The sequence below is a fragment of the Elusimicrobiota bacterium genome (assembly GCA_016182905.1).
In the GTDB taxonomy this organism is placed as follows: domain Bacteria; phylum Elusimicrobiota; class Elusimicrobia; order UBA1565; family UBA9628; genus GWA2-66-18.
This window is the reverse complement of record JACPFR010000010.1, coordinates 90,196-106,447: the sequence shown is the minus strand read 5'-3', so window position 1 is coordinate 106,447 and position 16,252 is coordinate 90,196. Positions and strand designations below refer to the sequence as shown.

At 68.0% G+C, this 16,252-nt stretch carries 17 protein-coding genes; 11 read left to right on the top strand and 6 right to left on the bottom strand.

What is annotated here, in order from left to right; all coding sequences use genetic code 11:
* Positions 1-625: 625 nt before the first annotated feature.
* Together HYV14_04450 and HYV14_04445 are read right to left on the bottom strand one after the other, a co-directional pair.
* Positions 626-1,330, bottom strand: coding sequence for a hypothetical protein (locus HYV14_04450; GenBank protein ID MBI2385247.1), 705 nt, complete (start codon positions 1,328-1,330; stop codon positions 626-628).
* A gap of 50 nt (positions 1,331-1,380) precedes the next feature.
* Positions 1,381-1,938 (bottom strand): hypothetical protein, encoded by a 558-nt coding sequence (locus tag HYV14_04445; GenBank protein MBI2385246.1) that lies wholly within the window; start codon positions 1,936-1,938, stop codon positions 1,381-1,383.
* A gap of 23 nt (positions 1,939-1,961) precedes the next feature.
* Here HYV14_04445 and HYV14_04440 point away from each other — a divergent pair, with 23 nt between their 5' ends.
* Genes HYV14_04440 through HYV14_04430 form a run of 3 tightly spaced genes read left to right on the top strand, consistent with a single transcriptional unit; the run spans position 1,962 to position 6,196 of the window.
* Complete coding sequence (locus HYV14_04440; GenBank protein MBI2385245.1) at positions 1,962-3,302, top strand: aminotransferase class III-fold pyridoxal phosphate-dependent enzyme; 1,341 nt, start codon at positions 1,962-1,964, stop codon at positions 3,300-3,302.
* On the top strand, positions 3,289-4,863 hold the full coding sequence (locus HYV14_04435; GenBank protein ID MBI2385244.1) for an aldehyde dehydrogenase family protein: 1,575 nt from the start codon (positions 3,289-3,291) through the stop codon (positions 4,861-4,863). Before HYV14_04440 ends, HYV14_04435 begins: the two co-directional genes overlap by 14 nt.
* Positions 4,864-4,867: 4 nt before the next feature.
* The gene (locus HYV14_04430) at positions 4,868-6,196 is read left to right on the top strand and encodes an aminotransferase class III-fold pyridoxal phosphate-dependent enzyme (protein ID MBI2385243.1); all 1,329 of its coding nucleotides are present in this window, start codon (positions 4,868-4,870) and stop codon (positions 6,194-6,196) included.
* Between the two features lie 14 nt (positions 6,197-6,210).
* Here the strand turns inward: HYV14_04430 and HYV14_04425 are convergent, their stop codons facing one another.
* Positions 6,211-6,618, bottom strand: a complete 408-nt coding sequence (locus tag HYV14_04425; protein MBI2385242.1) for an HNH endonuclease — start codon at positions 6,616-6,618, stop codon at positions 6,211-6,213.
* A 181-nt stretch (positions 6,619-6,799) separates the two neighbouring features.
* Positions 6,800-7,279 carry a hypothetical protein gene (locus tag HYV14_04420; protein MBI2385241.1) on the bottom strand — a complete coding sequence of 160 codons (480 nt, stop codon included), beginning with the start codon at positions 7,277-7,279 and terminating at the stop codon, positions 6,800-6,802.
* Between the two features lie 98 nt (positions 7,280-7,377).
* Here HYV14_04420 and HYV14_04415 point away from each other — a divergent pair, with 98 nt between their 5' ends.
* From HYV14_04415 to HYV14_04380, 8 genes are all read left to right on the top strand, one after another.
* Complete coding sequence (locus HYV14_04415; protein ID MBI2385240.1) at positions 7,378-8,262, top strand: CoA transferase subunit A; 885 nt, start codon at positions 7,378-7,380, stop codon at positions 8,260-8,262.
* Entirely contained in the window at positions 8,159-8,875 is a 717-nt protein-coding gene (locus tag HYV14_04410; protein ID MBI2385239.1) for a DNA-3-methyladenine glycosylase 2 family protein, read from the top strand. The genes HYV14_04415 and HYV14_04410 overlap by 104 nt, the downstream gene beginning before the upstream one ends.
* 120 nt (positions 8,876-8,995) lie before the next feature.
* Complete coding sequence (locus HYV14_04405) at positions 8,996-9,376, top strand: helix-turn-helix transcriptional regulator (GenBank protein ID MBI2385238.1); 381 nt, start codon at positions 8,996-8,998, stop codon at positions 9,374-9,376.
* 52 nt (positions 9,377-9,428) lie between these two features.
* On the top strand, positions 9,429-10,118 hold the full coding sequence (locus HYV14_04400) for a CoA-transferase subunit beta (protein ID MBI2385237.1): 690 nt from the start codon (positions 9,429-9,431) through the stop codon (positions 10,116-10,118).
* Positions 10,115-10,870: a DUF2608 domain-containing protein gene (locus tag HYV14_04395; GenBank protein MBI2385236.1), complete on the top strand. Its 756-nt coding sequence runs from the start codon at positions 10,115-10,117 to the stop codon at positions 10,868-10,870. The genes HYV14_04400 and HYV14_04395 overlap by 4 nt, the downstream gene beginning before the upstream one ends.
* A complete protein-coding gene (locus HYV14_04390) occupies positions 10,867-11,463 on the top strand; it encodes a hypothetical protein (protein ID MBI2385235.1) in 597 nt (198 codons plus the stop codon). The genes HYV14_04395 and HYV14_04390 overlap by 4 nt, the downstream gene beginning before the upstream one ends.
* Before the next feature lie 6 nt (positions 11,464-11,469).
* Entirely contained in the window at positions 11,470-13,164 is a 1,695-nt protein-coding gene (gene ettA, locus HYV14_04385; GenBank protein MBI2385234.1) for an energy-dependent translational throttle protein EttA, read from the top strand.
* Positions 13,164-14,609 (top strand): hypothetical protein, encoded by a 1,446-nt coding sequence (locus tag HYV14_04380; GenBank protein ID MBI2385233.1) that lies wholly within the window; start codon positions 13,164-13,166, stop codon positions 14,607-14,609. The genes ettA and HYV14_04380 overlap by 1 nt, the downstream gene beginning before the upstream one ends.
* Here the strand turns inward: HYV14_04380 and HYV14_04375 are convergent.
* A complete protein-coding gene (locus HYV14_04375; protein MBI2385232.1) occupies positions 14,531-15,115 on the bottom strand; it encodes a hypothetical protein in 585 nt (194 codons plus the stop codon). The two genes, HYV14_04380 and HYV14_04375, sit on opposite strands and share 79 nt — an antisense overlap.
* A complete protein-coding gene (locus tag HYV14_04370; protein MBI2385231.1) occupies positions 15,112-16,251 on the bottom strand; it encodes an acyl-CoA dehydrogenase family protein in 1,140 nt (379 codons plus the stop codon). The genes HYV14_04375 and HYV14_04370 overlap by 4 nt, the downstream gene beginning before the upstream one ends.
* Between the last annotated feature and the right edge of the window lies 1 nt (position 16,252).

Here is a 16,252-nt window from a genome sequence, read left to right as displayed (position 1 = left end):
AAGCGGGGCATGACGAGCTCGTTGCCCTTGGCCCGGCCCATGCCCTTGCAGTAGCTGAACTGGATCCACTCGAAGCCCGGCATCTCCTTCGCCGCGAAGCGCACGAAATCCTCGCAATGGCGGTAGTTCAGCGCGTGCACGATGTAGTTCAGCCGGACCCTGGAGCCCTGCGCGATGAGCTGCTTGACTCCCGCGACGCGCAGATCGAAGGCGCCCGGAGTCTCCGTCACCTGCACGTCGAGCGCGGCGTCGTGGGCGGAGAAGTTGATGTTGAAGAAGTTCACCAGGCCCCGGATCAGCTTGAGGCGCTTGGGGTCGTAGCGCGTCAGAAGGACCCCGTTCGTCTGGAACTCGATGATCTTCCCCTTCTTGCGGCAATGGAGCAGGATCTCGAGAAGCTCGGCCGGGTCCTTGAGCATCGGGTCCCCGCCGGAGATCTGGACGTGGCCGGTCCTGTCCCGGTCTATCTCATCGAGGAGCGACTTGAGGGCGAAGGTCCCGGCGCGGCCCTCGGAGGAGCAAAAAACGCACTTGATGTTGCAGACACCGTTGACCGGGAGATGCAGTGCCATTGGGGGGAAAACTATACCACATTCTATTTAACGGCCCGGATGTCCCGCGACGGCTAGAGGCTGGGGCAGCCGCTCGTCGGGCAGGCGCAGCAAAGCATCGTTCCCCCGGGGTCGGTGGTGCCGGCGGACGTCTGCCACTTGGTCACCACGCCGCTGGTGAACGTGGCGTACCGGCCGGCCGGGCAGTTCTGGACGCCCAGGCCGTAGGTCGTCATCGTGCAGCTGCCGTAACCCGCCTGGCCGGCGCGGGTGACGAGGTTCCCCCCCGCGAAAAAATTAGGCGAGACGTTGGTTCCGTACCCGTTGCCCGCGGACTCCAGGTTGAGGTCGCCGTTCGTGTAGCGCAGCTGATGCGCGATGACCCCGTGATGGTGCAGGAAGAGCGTCGCGTTGCCGTTGACCGAGGTCGGGCCGGGGCCGCCGACCTCCATCGAGTAGCTGTTCACGCCGCCGGCGCCGGTGCCGTAATATCCCGCGGCGTAGACCTTATCCGTGAAGACGCCGCGGCCGATGACGGTGAGCTTCTCGTTGGGGGCGGTCGTTCCGATGCCGACCATGCCGCCGTCGCGGGCCAAGGTCGTGTCCCCCGTCGTGATCATTTTCGTGTACACGCCGGAAGGCGCCGGGTAGTAGGTGGACAAGGTGACGCTCTCCGAGTCCAACTCCGGGACCGCGCAGAGCATCATCGCGAAGGCGCCCATGGCGACGATCACGCGCCGGCTGAAGGTCAAATCGAACTTAACCCTGATTTCGGTCATAATACCCCCGACAGTCGAAGTGTAGCCCCGGAGAGGGCCTGAGTCAAGGCCTATCCCGGGAACGGGGCGTCGATGCCCAAGGCGGGCAAGGCGGCTCTCAATAACGCGGCTTTGGAGCCCGGGGACAGCGCCCCCGGACGCAGGCCGTCCCAGACGCAGGACAGCGCCTCTGGGAAGTCGAGGTCCCGGCTCAGGGCCTCGCGGAAGCGGTGCAGATAGCCGGTGACGCCCCGCGAACTGGGCTCCAGCGTCACGCCGGACAAAGCCCGGGCCGAGGACTTGAGCGCGAGCAGTTCCCCCCGGGCCGCCGCCAGCCCCTCGCGGGTGACGCTCAGGGGCTTGCGCGGGTGGGTCTTCAAGCACAGGTAATGAAGCTCCTCGGAGTAGGCGAAGTCCCCGCCCGTCGAGGGGCCGAGGAGAACGGTCAGGTCGGGCTTCCCCCCGCCTTGCGCCGGTTCGTAGCCGAGGAAGGTCAAGGCGCCCCGGGCGGCGGCGCTCACGGCGCGAGCCCGCGCGCCCGCCCCCTCCACGTGGAGGACGACTGTCGGGGGCGAGGCGGGCGCCCACGCCGCCAAGGTCCCGTCCGCGGCGAGCAGCCTCAGGCTCATGGGCTTATGTTACAATAAAATTCATGCCGCCCCGGCGCTACCCCGACACCGGCGTCTTCTACCGAGCTCTCGACCGGGAGTTCCCCCTGATCGTGCGCGGCGAGGGGTGCTGGCTGGTCGACGACGCGGGAAAGCGCTACCTGGACGCCTGCGGCGGCGCCTACGTCGCCAATCTGGGCCATGGCGTCTCCGAGGTCGCCGACGCGGTCGCCGAGCAGATCCGCAAGGTCGCCTACGTCAACGGCACGGCCTTCACCAACGAGCCCGCCGAGCTCCTCGCCGCCGAGCTGCGCTCGCTCAGCCCGAAAGGGCTCGATTTCGCCTACTTCCTCTCCTCCGGCTCCGAGGCCGTCGAGGCCGCCTTGAAGCTCGCCCGCCAGCACTGGGTCGAGTCCGGCAAGCCGGACAAGCACAAGATCATCGCGCGCAGCCCCGGCTACCACGGCAACACCTTGCTCGCGCTCTCCGCGTCCGCGCGCGGCGCGTACAAGAAGATGTACGCGCCGTGGCTCGTGCCGGTGACCATGATCCCCGCGCCGTATCCCTACCGCTGCGAGCCCGGCTCGCCCGCGATGACGGCCGAGGCCCTCGAGGCGGCCATCCTCAAAGAGGGCGCCGGCACCGTCGCCGCCTTCATCGCCGAGCCGGTCGGCGGCTCCTCCACGGGCGGCTCGGTGCCGCCGAAGGACTACTTCAAGCGGGTCCGGGAGATCTGCGACAAGCATGACGTTTTGTTCGTCGCGGACGAGGTCCTGTCCGGCGCGGGCCGCACCGGCAAATGGGCCGCCATCGAGCACTTCGGCGTTCTTCCCGACATCATGACCATGGGCAAGGGGCTCTCCGGCGGTTATGTTCCGTTGTCCGCCGTTTTGGCTTCGCGCAAGGTCATCGATCCGATCGCCAAGGGCTCCGGCGCCTTCAAGCACGCCCAGACCTTCTCCCACTCCCCCGCCATCTGCGCCGCCGGCCTCGCCGCCGTGCGCCACATCAAGAAGCACAAGCTCGTCGAGCGCTGCGCGAAGATGGGCGCCGTGCTCCAGGACAAGATCGCCGCCCTGCGCGAGCTCCCGGCCGTCGGCGACACCCGCGGCCTCGGCCTGCTCGCCGGCATCGAGTTCGTCGCCGACAAGAAGACGAAGGCGCCGTTCCCCCGCTCGCTCAAGTTCGCGGAGGCCTTCGTCGCCGCCGCCCAGGACGCCGGCCTCATCGTCTGGCCCAACACCGGCCATGCCGACGGCGAGAACGGCGACCTCGTCATGCTCGCCCCCTCTTTCATCGTGACCGAAGCGGAGCTCGACGAGATCGTCGCCCGCTTCAAGACCGCGCTCGACCGCACACAGGAGAAGCTCAATGTCCACCGCTAGCGCCGCGCCGTTCAAGATCACCTACTCGTCCGCCAACGCGGACCTGACGCAGTTCCACAAGGATTTCGACGCGGCGCTCAAGCTCGTCCGCTCCAAGGCCGGCAAGCAGCACCCCCTCTGGATCGACTACAAGGCCGTCGGCTCCGACTCGGAGCCCCTCCCCGACTACTCGCCCATCGACGGCTCCCTGCTCAACCAGTTCGCCGCCGCGACGCCGGAGCACGTGGACCAGGCCTGCCGCTCGGCGAAGAAGGCGCAGAAGGCGTGGGGAGCGCTCGGCTGGCAGAAGCGCGTGGAGATCATGCGCCGGGCCGCCGCGCTCATCCGCGAGCGCAAGTATGAGATCGGCGCGGTGATGAGCCTCGAGGTCGGCAAGAGCCGCATGGAGGCCATGGGCGACGCCGAGGAGTCGGCCGACCTCATCGAGTACTACGCCAAGAACATCGAGGACAACAACGGCTACGTCGTGCCGCTGGGCAAGCTCTCCCCCAACGAGAACACGCGCTCGGTCCTGCGCCCGTTCGGCGTGTTCGTCTGCATCGCGCCCTTCAACTTCCCGATGGCGCTGTCGACGGGCATGTCCGCCGCGGCCTTGCTCGCCGGCAACACGGTGGTGTACAAGCCCGCGCAGGACACGCCTTGGACCGGCCTGATGCTCTACGAAGTCTACCGCGACGCGGGCGTCCCCGTCGGAGCCTTCCACTTCATCACCGGCAAGGGCTCCGTCATCGGCGACACCTTCTGGAAGCACCCGTGCGTGGACGGCATCGTCTTCACCGGCTCCAAGGAAGTAGGCATGAAGATGGTCAAGGAGTTCTCCACCCTCTACCCGAAGCCGGCCCTGATGGAGCTCGGAGGCAAGAACCCGACCTACGTCTCCGAGACCGCGGACCTCGACATGGCCGCGGAAGGCGTGATGAAGTCCGCCTTCGGCCTGCAGGGCCAGAAGTGCTCGGCCTGCTCGCGCGTGTACGCTCACGAGAAGGTCTACGACGCGTTCGTCGCGAAGCTCGTCGAGAAGACGCAGGCCCTCAAGTGCGGCGACCCGACCGAGAAGGATGTCTTCTTCGGGCCCGTGGTGAACTCCCGCGCGGTCAAGACGTTCGAGGACGCGATCGTCTCCGCCAAGAAGGGCGGCCGGATCCTCGCCGGCGGCGAGCGCCTGAAGGGCGGCGTCTTCGACAAGGGCCAGTTCGTCGCCCCGACCATCGTCGAGCTCCCGCTCGACCACGAGATCTTCATGCGCGAGCTGTTCGTCCCGATCCTCGCCGTGGGCAAGGTCAAGGACATCGACCAGGCCATCGCCGAGGGCAACCGGGCCGAGTACGGCCTGACCGCGGGCATCTTCACGGGCAAGAAGGAGGAGATCCAGAAGTTCTTCGACGAGATCGAATCCGGCGTCTGCTACGCCAACCGCCGCACGGGCGCGACCACCGGGGCGTGGCCCGGCGTGCAGTCCTTCTGCGGCTGGAAGGGCTCCGGGTCGACCGGCAAGGGCGGCTGCGGACCGTACTACGTCACGCAGTTCATGCGCGAGCAGAGCCGCACCATCATGGAGTAAGACTATGGCCACGAAACTCGCGCCGGTGAAGCCCGATTATCCCCGCATCCTCGTCGCCCCTCCCGGGCCGAAGGCGAAGCTCGTCATCGCCAAGGACAAGGAGTTCTCCTCGCCCTCGTATATAAAGGAGTACCCGCTGGCGATCGCCGGCGGCAAGGGCGCGATGGTCGAGGACGTCGACGGCAACCGCTACATCGACTGGATGGCGGGCATCGCCGTCTCGTCGACGGGCTACCAGCACCCGGTGGTGACCAAAGCCGTGCAGGACGCGGCCGGGAAGTTCCTCCACATCTGCGGGACCGACTTCTATTACCAGGGCTTCAGCGACCTGTGCGAGGCGCTGGCCAAGTCCGCCCCCGGCGGCGGCAAGTGGCGGACCTTCCTGTCGAACTCCGGCACCGAGGCCATCGAAGGCGCGGTCAAGCTCGCGCGCCAGCACACCAAGCGCGCGGCGATCGTCTCGTTCCACAGCTCCTTCCACGGGCGCTCGTACGCGGCGATGTCGCTGACGACCTCGAAGGTCAAGTACCGCAAGGGCTTCGGGCCCCTGCTGCCGGAGACCGCCTACCACCTCCCGTTCCACAACCCGTACCGCAACACGGTCGAGGAGTGCATCAGCGCCGCGAAGGACCTCTTCGCGACCAAGCTCGACCCGTCCGACGTCGCCGCGGTGATCATGGAGCCGCTGCAGGGCGAGGGCGGCTACGTGATGCCCTCGAAGGAGTTCCTCCAGTTCTGGCGCAAGTTCTGCACCGACAACGGCATCCTCCTCATTTTCGACGAGGTGCAGTGCGGCGCGGGACGCACCGGCAAGATGTGGGCCGCCGAGCACTACGGCTTAGCACCCGACGTATTCGTCACCGCCAAGGGCATCGGCTCCGGCATGCCGATCGGCGCGATCGTCGCCAAGGAAGCCGTGATGACCTGGCCGCGCGGCTCGCACGGCTCGACGTACGGCGGCAACCCCGTCGCCTGCGCCGCGGCGCTCGCCACCATCTCGCTCATCAAGGGCGAGCTCGCGGACAACGCGACGAAGATGGGAGAGCGGCTCATAGCGGGCATGAAGAAGCTCCAGGCCAAGCACGACTGCATCGGCGACGTCCGCGGCCTCGGCCTCTTCGTCGGCGTCGAGCTCGTCGAGGACCGGGAGACCAAGGAGCCCGCCGGCGAGCTCATGGGCGACCTCGAGCAGTTGGCTTTCACCAAAGGCCTGCTCCTGCTCGGCTGCGGCAAGTCCACCATACGAGTTGCTCCGCCGCTCGTTCTTACTTCATATGACGTCGACAAGGGCCTCGAGATCTTCGACGCGTGCCTCACGGAGCTGACGGCCTGAGGCGTACGTTTATCTCAAGATAAACACGGCGGCCGCGGAACGCGGCCTCCGAACATCGCCCGCGCCCGCTGAAGGTTGTGCGGGCGGCAAAGCAGCCGGATGTTCGCCGGGTCGTCCGACGCGCCGCCGAGCGACCAAGGCACGATGTGATCGTACTCGAGCTTCGTGAGGGCGGCGCAGCGGACCCCGTCCGGCGAGACGAACGCACAGCGCCCTCCGTCGCGGCGCCACACCGCGTCGCGAACCGCGCGGGCCACGCGGCGCACCCGGTTCTTCGAGCGCCGCGTCGCGCGCGCCTTGCGGCGAAAAGGATCTTCCTTCTCGAGAAGGGCCGGACGCGACCGGAAAACGTATCGGATCACCCCGGGGGCTTCTACGTGGATCGCATCTCGCTTCAGGATCGCCGCCTCGCGCGGGGGCATCGCCGGTCTCGGCGGCGGCGACGGATGCCCCTCCGGCGAGCCCTGGGCCGCAGGTTCCACCGCCCCTTGCTTTCCCGCAGCCCCTTCCTCAGCGGAGCAGCTAGGAGCCTCGGCGCAGCCCGTCGTCGCTCCGACGATGGCGGCGAACCCAAGCTCGGCTTGAGAGATCTCCGGCGCCGGCTCAGGGATTAGCCGAGCCTCCTTGTAAGCGAGCTCGGCGACGATGGTCTCGACCTCCCTCAACCGCGCGCCCCGAGGCGCGGGCGATCAGGTCCCGAGCGTTCTCCGTCGTCAAATGCGGCGCCAGGCGCGACACCGACGACAGGCTCAACTCGCCGCTGCGCAGCTTATCGTAGAGTTCCGGCACCTTCGCCGCGGCGCGGGCGGAGTAGATGCGGCGCATCGCGGAGCCCTCGGAGAGCTTCAGCCGCAGCACGCAGAAATCGAACGCGGTGCGGTAGCCCATGTCGAGATGGACGCCGCGGCTCTCCACCTCGGCCAGGTACTTCAGCAAGTGGCAAAGCTTCTCCCGCTCTCCGGCGGCGGCGGCGTCCAATGCCGAGACCAGTTCGGCGTCGGTGAGCGCTCCGATCTCCGCCGCCGTCGGCAGACCGGGATTATCTTGAGATAAAACAACGGCGAGGCTTCCCTTGTTCTCCATTCCTATCATACGATCGAGCCTCCCGAAAAGTTTCAGCCGCGGGCGTCCATGCCCGTGATTTTTCGTAGAATAGCGACGTGAAGAACAAAGTGCTGTCCATGAAGGACGCGGTCGCGTCCTTGGTCCACGATGGGGATACGGTCGTCATCGAGGGCTTCACCCACCTGATCTGCTTCGCCGCGGGCCACGAGATCATCCGCCAGAAGAAGAAGGACCTGACCCTCGCCCGCCTGACGCCGGATCTCATCTACGACCAGATGATCCAGGCCGGCGTCGCCCGCAAGCTGATCTTCTCCTGGGCGGGAAACCCCGGCGTCGGGTCCTTGCACGCCTTCCGCCGCGCCGTGGAGTCCAAGCCCCCGACGCTCGAGATCGAGGAGTACTCCCACTTCGGCATGGTCTCCCGCCTCTCGGCCGGGGCGGCGAACCTCCCGTTCTGGCCGCTGAAGAACTACGAGGGCACCGACATCCCCAAGGTCAACCCGCTGATCAAGTCGGTCGAGTGCCCCTACACCGGAGAGAAGCTCGCGACGGTCCCGGCGCTGCGCCCCGACGTCACCATCGTCCATGCCCAGCGCGCGGACGCGGGCGGCAACTCCCAGGTCTGGGGCCTGATGGGCGTGCAGAAAGAGGCCGCGTTCGCCTCCAAGCGCGTGATCGTCGTCGTCGAGGAGCTCGTCGACGAGTCCGTCATCCGCCAGGACCCGAACCGGACCTTGATCCCCGGCCTGCAGGTCGACGCCGTCGTCGTCGAGCCCTGGGGCGCGCACCCATCCTACGCGCAGGGCTACTACGACCGCGACAACGACTTCTACGTGGCCTGGGACAAGATCGCCCGAGAGGAATCGTCGTTCAAGAAATATCTCGACGAATTCGTCTATGGCGTCAAGGATCGTTCGGAATACATGGCGAAAAACGCCGGCCTCGCCGAGAAGCTCAAGGCCGAGCCCCAGGTCTGTGCGGGCGTCGACTACGGATATTAAGGCCGCGCTCCGCCACCTGAAGAAGGCGGATCCGGTCCTCGCGCGCCACATCGAGGCCGTCGGCGCCTACGGCCTCGTGCCCAAGGACCAGGACACCTTCGAGTCTTTGGTCCAGTCCATCGTCTACCAGCAGCTGAACGGGAAGGCGGCCGCCACCATCCACGGCCGCGTCCTCGCGCTGTTCGACGACGGCAAGTCGCTGACGCCGGAGGGCCTCCTGAAAACGCCTGAGGCGAAGCTGCGCGGCGCCGGCCTGTCCGGAAACAAGCTGCTCGCCATGCGCGACCTGGCCGAGAAGACGCTGTCGGGGATCGTGAAGCCGCGCAAGGAGCTCGAGGCCCTGCCCGACGCCGAGATCGTCGCCCGCCTCACCGAGGTGCGCGGCATCGGCGAGTGGACCGTCCAGATGTTCCTGATGTTCAAGCTCGGCCGTCCCGACGTATTGCCTTCCGGCGATTACGGCGTGCGCAAAGCCTTCGGCCTGCTGTACCGCAAGAGCGCCAAGCTCCCGCCGCCCTCCGCCGTCGAGAAGCACGGGAAGCTGTGGGCGCCCTACCGCACCGTCGCCAGCTGGTACCTGTGGCGGCGCCTCGACACGGTCGGCCAAGGCTGACCTCCGGCGGCCGGCATCACCCCTGCGAGCCCCTCATGAAGTCATGGGTTTAGACCCATAACCCCGTGAGGGGCACGACAAGGTCATGGAACAAAACGCCCCCCTCGATCGTATGATGGTATGCCCCGACTCGTCCGCGTCACGCTGCCGCAGCACCAGGCCCTCAACGAGCTCGTCGTCCTGCTCAAGGACCCGCCCAAGGCGTTGACCTATCCTTTGGGGACTTACCTGAGGGCCTTGCGGGCCCGCATGCGGATGAGCCAGGAGCAGTTGTCCGTCCGCTGTGGGATCGATCAGGCGGAGATCTCGCGCATCGAGCGCGGCAGGATCGACCCGCGCCTGGAGACTCTCAGGACGCTCTTCGACGGGCTTTTCTGCGACCTGCTCATCCTTCCCCGGCCGCGCAAGCGCCCGACCGACGCCCTGGGAGAGATCGAGGCCTATCGGCGGTATTACGGGCACGAGAGATGTCCCTGGAAAGGGCAAAACATTCTAAAATAGACCCATGACCGCCGCGACCCAGGCTTCGACCGACTATACCCTCAATGAGCTCATGTGCGTGCTGGCCGCGCGCGAGATCGGCGACGGCGACGTGGTGTTCGTGGGCATCGGCCTGCCGAACCTCGCCTGCAACCTGGCGCGCGCGACCCACGCGCCGAACATGACCTTGATCTACGAGTCCGGCGCCGTCGGCGCCGTGCCCGACCGCGTGCCCCCGTCGATCGGCGACCCCGCTTTGGTCACCGGCTCGCTGATGGTCACCTCGATGTCCGATATTTTTCAGAGCTTCCTGCAGAACGGCAAGATCCAGATCGGCTTCCTCGGCGGCGCGCAGGTCGACAAGCGCGGGAACATCAACACGACGGCCGTCGGCCCGTACGCCTCCCCGAAGGTGCGCCTGCCCGGCTCCGGCGGCGCCTGCGAGATCGCCCAGCACGCGCAGCGCGTGCTCATCGTGACCAAGCTCGATAAGCGCGCCTTCCCCGACAAGGTGGACTTCATCACCTCCAATGGCAGGCGCGTCAAGAAGGTCATCACCAACATGGGCATACTCGAGCCCGGCGCCGACGGCGAGCTGACCTTGACCGCCCTCTATCCCGGCGTGACGTTCGAGAAGGTCCAGGAGAACATCGGCTGGGCCCTCAAGAAGGCGCCCCGCCTCGCCGAGGTCGCGCTGCCGACGGCCCGGGAGATCGACCTGCTGCGCAACACGCTCGACCAGAAGCGGCTCCACATCAAATGAAGGCGCTCGCTCTCGCCCTTCTGCTGCCGGCCGCCGCCGCCCGCGCGGAGGTGCGCGAGATCAAGTCGATGTCCGAGATCGCCGCCGACATCCGGCCCACGACCTTGCTCGTCTTCGACATCGACAACACGCTCGTCGAGCCCGTCGGGAACATCGGCTCGGACCAGTGGTACGACTACGTCGTGAAGGCCCTCCGGCGCGACGGGCTCGACGCGGACTCCGCCGAGAAGAAGGCCGGAGAGCTGTGGACCAAGACGCTCGGGACGGTCAAGGTCAAGCCCGTCGAGGACCTCACGCCGGTCCTCGTGCGCGAGGAGCAGAAGCGCGGGGTCAAGGTCCTCGCCCTGACCGCGCGCGGGCCCGAGGACGCCGCCGCCACATTCGCCCAGCTCGAGGCGATCGGCTTGGACTTGGAGAAGAGCGCCGCGGCCAAGGGCGGCCTGACCTTCGCGCCGACGGGGCGCTACAGCCGGGGCGTCTACTTCGTCGGGGACGGCCCGGACAAGGGGAAGGCGCTGCTCGCCTTCCTGGAGAAGATCGGCATGCGCCCGACGCGCGTCGTCTACGTCGACGACAAGCCGCGGCACGCGAAGAGCGTGGACGCGGCGATGACGGCGGTGGGCATCCCCTGCGTCGCGTTCCGCTACGGCGCGGCCGACGAGAAGGTCCGGGCGTTCAAAGAGGTCATGAGCGAGGCGTCCGACAAGGCGAGCGCCGAGATGCTCTTTCACGGCCGGGAGACGGTCAAATGACCCCGCCGACCTCGAAGCTGCCCCTGTCCTTCCTGCGCGTCCCCCCGGAATGGTCGCGCGCCGCCGAGCGCGGCCGAGTCGCCCTGTACCTGTCCTCCTGGCTGACCTTGCCGACCGCGGTGTGGCTCGTCGTCGCCGACGAGCTCAAGCTCCTCGCCGCCGGCGTGCTCGGCGCGGCGCTGATGCCGCTCGTCCTGCAGATGATCCTGCTGCCCGGCCACCTCCTCGCCCGGCGCCACGGCCGCCTGTACGCGCTCGGCGCGGCGGTGATGACGGCCGGCGCGCTGTGTGCCTGGACCTGGGCCGCCTCCTCCCCCGTGCTCGAGCGGGAGCACCTGCCCTTCCTCCTGCGCCTCCTCTGGGCCTACTGCGTCGCGGTGCTGCCCCTCGCCCTGATGGCCGCCGCCGACGAGGACTCCTTCGTCGCCTTCGTCGGCGCCGCGCAGATCCAGCTCGGCGTCCTGGCGCTGGCCGCGGCGCAGGCCGCCTCGCTTCCTCCGATCGCGAAGCACGCCGCGCTCTCTTTACTCGCCGCCGTCTCCGCCTGGGCCGTCCAACGCGCCTGGCTCCAGGCTCATCCCCCGAAGAGGTAACCCGACATGGCCAGCACCACGACCGACACGAAGCAGATCATCTACTCGCTCATCGACGTGGGCCGCATCCACCCGCCGAAGAAGCAGGTGCTCAAGGGCATCTATCTCTCCTTCTACTACGGCGCGAAGATCGGCGTGCTCGGCGACAACGGCTCGGGCAAGTCCACGCTCCTGCGCATCATGGCGGGCAAGGACACGGAGTACACCGGCCAGATCACGCAGTCCAAAGGCTACACGATCGGCCTCCTCGAGCAGGAGCCGCAGCTCGACCCGGAGAAGACGGTCAAGGACACCGTCTCGGAGGGCGTGGCCGAGACGATGAAGCTGCTCGCCGACTACAACGCGATCAACGACCAGCTCGCCGACCCGAACCTGACGCCCGAGGGCATGGAGAAGCTGCTCGACAAGCAGGGCAAGCTCCAGGAGCGCATCGACACGACCAACGCCTGGGAGATCGACAGCACGCTCGAGGTCGCGATGGACGCCCTGCGCTGCCCGCCCTCCGACCAGAAGTGCGGGACCTTGTCCGGCGGCGAGAAGCGGCGCGTGGCGATGTGCCGCCTGCTGCTGCAGAAGCCCGACATCCTGCTCCTCGACGAGCCGACCAACCACCTCGACGCCGAGTCGGTGGAGTGGCTCGAGCAGCACCTGTCGAAGTACGAGGGCACCATCATCGCCGTCACCCACGACCGCTACTTCCTCGACAACGTGGCCGGCTGGATCTTGGAGTTGGACCGGGGCGAAGGCATCCCGTATAAAGGGAACTACGCTTCTTGGCTCGAGCAAAAGGGCAACCGCCTCGCGCAGGAGGCCAAGTCCGAGACCAAGATGCAGAAGGCCCTGGCCGAGGAGCTCGAGTGGGTGCGCGCCGGCGTGAAGGGCCGCCGAGCCAAGTCCAAGGCCCGCCTGTCCAACTACGACAAGATGCTCGAGGAGTCGCAGAAGGAGAAGAGCTACGACGCGCTCGAGCTGTACATCCCGCCGGGGCCCCGCCTCGGCGACACCGTCATCGAGGCCGACGGCATCGCCAAGGCCTACGGCGACAAGCTCCTCTACGAGAACCTCACCTTCAAGCTCCCCCCCAACGGCATCGTCGGCGTCATCGGGCCCAACGGCGCGGGCAAGACCACGCTCTTCCGAATGATCACCGGGCTCGAGAAGCCCGACGCGGGCAGCTTCAAGGTCGGCGAGACGGTCAAGCTCGGCTACGTCGACCAGAACCGCCAGCTCGACGGCGAGAAGAACGTCTGGGAGGTCATCTCCGACGGCCTCGACATAGTGAAATTGGGCAAGCTCGAAATGCCTTCGCGCGCGTACTGCGGCCGCTTCAATTTCGCCGGCCAGGACCAGCAGAAGCTGGTCAAGAACCTCTCAGGCGGAGAGCGCAACCGCGTCCACCTCGCCAAGATGCTCAAGGAGGGCGCCAACGTCCTCCTCCTCGACGAGCCGACCAACGACCTCGACGTGCACACCTTGCGCGCGCTCGAGGAGGCGATCCAGGCCTTCCCCGGCTGCGCCGTCGTCATCAGCCACGACCGCTGGTTCCTCGACCGCATCGCCACGCACATCCTCGCCTTCGAGGGCGACTCGCAGGTGACCTGGTTCGAGGGGAACTTCGAGGCGTACGAGGAAGACAAGAAGAAGCGGCTCGGCGACGTGCAGCCCAAGCGCATCCACTACAAGAAGCTCACGCGCCGCTGATGGCGGAGGCCTATCCCGCGGCGCTGGCTCTGCTCCTCGCGGGGTGGCTCGCTTTGCTCCCCGCGGCGCTCGGCCGCCTGCGGGAGCGCCTGAGCGCGCGCGCCGGGTGCCTGCTCGGCGCGCTCCTGCTCGCGGCCCTGGCCCTGCGCCTCGCCGCGGGCGGGGCCCATCTCGTCTACAACGACGAGTTCGAGCACCTCGACATCGCGCGCCACCTCGCCGCGTCGGGGCGGTTCGTGGAAACGCTGGCGGGCGGCCTTCCCGGCTGGGACGTCCTCTCGCGTCCGACGTGGCCGGGAGGACACCATGTCGCCTTGGCCGCGTTCATGAGGCTGACCGGCGGCGGCGCCTTCCTCTGGAGCGCGCTCCTGTCGACGCTCACCGCGCTGTTCGTGTTCTGGGCGGCCCTCGAGCTGTTCGACGACGAGCGCGGGGCCCTGGCCGCCGCGTTCGCCTGGGCGGCCCTGCCGCTGGCCGTGCGCTACGGAAGGGCGAGCGACCTCACCAGCTCGTCGATATTCTGGCTCGCCGCCGCGCTCGCCGCCCTCCACGCCCGGGAGAAGGAGCCGCGTCTCGACGCCTTCGCGGCATGCACCGTCGCCTTCGCCGTCCAGGTCCGTCCCGAGAACTCCCTGCTCATCGGGTATGCCGCGCTGATCCGGGCGCCCTTCGCCGTTTATCTGCCCGCGCTCCTCGGCGCCGCCTTTCCCGCCGCCATCGCGCTCGCCAATCGCGCCGACGCCCTGCCGGGCTATTCCGCCGCGACGACCGCGCCGCTCTCGCACCTGGCCCGCCAGATCGGGCCCAACGTCTCCTTTCTCGCTTCGCGGGCCGAGTTCCTGCTCCTCCTCGTCCCGGCGGCCCTAGCCGCCTTCACGAAGCGCCCCGCCGCCCGGCTCGCGGCCCTGTCGGCGGCGCTGTTCCTGCTGTACGGCTGTTTTTTCCGAGGGCGCTTCGACACGGGGACCGAGGACCGCTACGCTCTCGCCGTGCTCCTGCCGCTCGCCGTCTCGGCCTCGGCCTGGCTTTCCGGCGCGGCCGTCCCCGCGGCCCTGCTCGCGGCGGGGCTCGCCTTCGCCCCGCCGGCGGCGCCCGAGGCGGAGCACGAGGCCTCGCGGCGCTTCCTGGAGAAGTCGGCGCACCTGATCCCGGAGCGCGCCTTCGTGGCCGCCTTCAACCCCCCGTTCGTGCGCGAGGTGGCGCGGCGTCCCGCGGCCGCGGCGTTCCTGCTCCTCGAGGACCTCCCCGCCTTCGAGCTCCAACGCGCGCGCGTCGGCGCGGACCCGCGGCTGGTGCTCTACAAGGATTGGGCCTGGCGCTCCCGTCCGGAAGCGGCTGCCCGCCTCGAGAAGGCCCTCTCCGCCGGCTACGGCGCGACGCCGCTGGCCGGCAACGGCTTGGACTCCTTGGTCTTGCTCACGCCCCGAGGCGAACGGGCGAGGTAGAGCGCGGCGGCGACGCCGTCCAGGTCGCGCCCCAGCTGCCGCTCGACCCAGACGAGGTCCACCGTCACATACCCCGGAGAGACGTGGCCGTCGATGAAGGCGACGTTCTTCCTCACGGCCTTCAGGTGCTCCGCGACGGTCAAGGTCCTCCGAGCCAGAGTCGCAGCGACGTCGGCCCAATCCTCCGGCTCGATCACCTCGCGCGCCAGCGCGCGGGCGCGTTTCTTGTCCTTCGCGTCGCGCACGACGAGAAGGGCAGAGGTATGCCCTCCCGGCGCCTGGCTGCGGTCGATCGACTCGGTCACGCGCAGGCCCTTGATCGCGTTCTGCCGGTACTCGAAGTCCGGCTTGCGCCCGCTCTTGGCCCGGAGCTGGGTCACCAGGTCGATGTATTCGGGACCGATCGTGACCGGGAGATAATGCTCCCCATGCTCCGCGGCCCGGTGCGGCGCCGCCGCCGGAGCCGGGCAGGCCAACGCGAGCGTCAGGAGAAGCCCGGCCGTCATCCGAGGACCTCGCGGGCGACGATGAGGCTCTGGATCTCGGTCGTGCCCTCGTAGATCTCGGTGACGCGCACGTCGCGGTAGTAGCGCTCGACGGGGAACTCGCGCACGAAGCCGTTGCCGCCGTGTATCTGCACGGCGTCGAAGCAGGCCTTGTTGGCGATGCGCGAGGCGAAGGACTTCGCCATCGACGCCTCCATCGTGCATTTCTCCCCGTTCGCCAGGCGCGACGCCGCGCGGTAGACGAGCAGGCGCGCCGCGGCGATGTTGGTCGCCATGTCGGAGAGCTTGGCCTGGGTGAGCTGGAACTCGGAGAGCTTCTTGCCGAACTGCTTGCGCTGCTTCGCGTAGGAGACCGCCTCCTCGAGCGCCGCCTGGGCGATGCCGACGGCCTGCGCGGCGATGCCGATGCGGCCGGAGTCCAGCTGGCTCATCGCGATCTTGAAGCCGCCCCCGACCCCGCCGAGCAGGGCCGTCTTCGGGATCTTCGCGCCGTTGAAGTTGATCTCGCGCGTGTCGGAGGCGCGCAGGCCCATCTTCTTCTCCTTCTTGCCGACGGTGAAGCCGGGCATGCCCTTCTCGACGAGCAGGCAGGTGATGCCGCGGGAGCCCGCCTCCTTGTTCGTGGAGACGAAGGTCAGGAACACGGTCGCGAAACCGCCGTTGGTGACCCACGACTTGGTCCCGTTGACGAGCCAGTGGTCGCCCGCGTCGACGGCCGAGGTGGACAGCGAGCCGGCATCGGTCCCGGCGCCGGGCTCGGACAGCGAGTACGCGCCGATCCATTCGCCGGAGGCCAGCTTGGGCAGGTACCGCTTCTTCTGCTCGTCGGTGCCGTGCTTGGCGATCGCCGCGCAGACGAGGGAGTTGTGCACCGTGGCGCAGACCTGGAAGGAGGCCGAGCCGCGCGCAAGCTCCTCCATCGCCGCCGCGTAGGCGAGAGGATCGACGCCCAGCCCGCCGAACTCCTCGGGCACGGACAGGCCGAAGAAGCCCAGCTCGGCGCCCTCTTTATAAACCTCGGCGGGGATCGCCTCGTGCTCGTCCCACTCCAGGGCTCCGGGCTTGAGGCGCTTGTCGGCGAACTCCCGCGCGGAGTCGCGCAGCATCGCCATCGATTCGGTGTAATTGAAATCCATG